Genomic DNA, 731 nt, shown 5'->3' on the forward strand with positions numbered 1-731 from the left:
GCAGACGGCTCATTACGCCACGGTCACAGTACAGTAGGTAAGTTTTCGACTGGTCTAGGTCACCGAATTGCGTACCCAGCTTATAGAACGGAATGTGTTTCACATCCACACCATCGATTTCTAGTGGGTTATCGTCTTCCTCATCAGGGCTACGAATATCCAATACTACCGCGTGTTCTTCTACCGCTTGTACTTGCTCGACTTCTGGTGCCGCTTGCTCAGATTCTTTTGCGATATCACGAATGTCCATTTGACGCGCTTCGTAAACCACTTTTTCTAGAATGCTGAAGTCAAACTTCGCTTCTTCTGCTTCTAGCTTCTCTTTCACCGCTTTTACTGTTGGCTTCTTAGAGATCACGCCACAGTACTCAGGCATAGTTTTCGCGAAGTCTTCTGTACCGATTTCACGAGCTAAGTTGATGATGTCTTCTTTATCCCAGTTGATAAGAGGACGCAGAATCAGCGTATCCGTAACATTATCGATGTGACGAAGGTTCGTTAGCGTTTGGCTAGATACCTGGCCAAGAGCTTCACCCGTTACCAACGCTTCAATCTTAAACTTCTCAGCAATCATGCCAGCAGCGCGCATGAACATACGCTTCAAGATGACGCCCATTTGACCGTCATCTACTTTCTCAAGAATTTCAGCAACCACAGGTTCGAAATCAACAGAGATGAAACGCACTTTCGCTGATGAGCCGTATTTGTTCCATAGGTAGTGAGAAACCTGC

1 protein-coding gene is annotated in these 731 nt (G+C 46.1%); it reads right to left on the reverse strand.

The window, feature by feature from the left end; all coding sequences use genetic code 11:
• The coding region (gene thiI, locus R7Z50_RS27060; RefSeq protein ID WP_411979524.1) for a thiazole biosynthesis protein at positions 1–731 on the reverse strand (731 nt) is incomplete at both ends.

This window comes from Vibrio sp. 1249-1, from assembly GCF_033340495.1.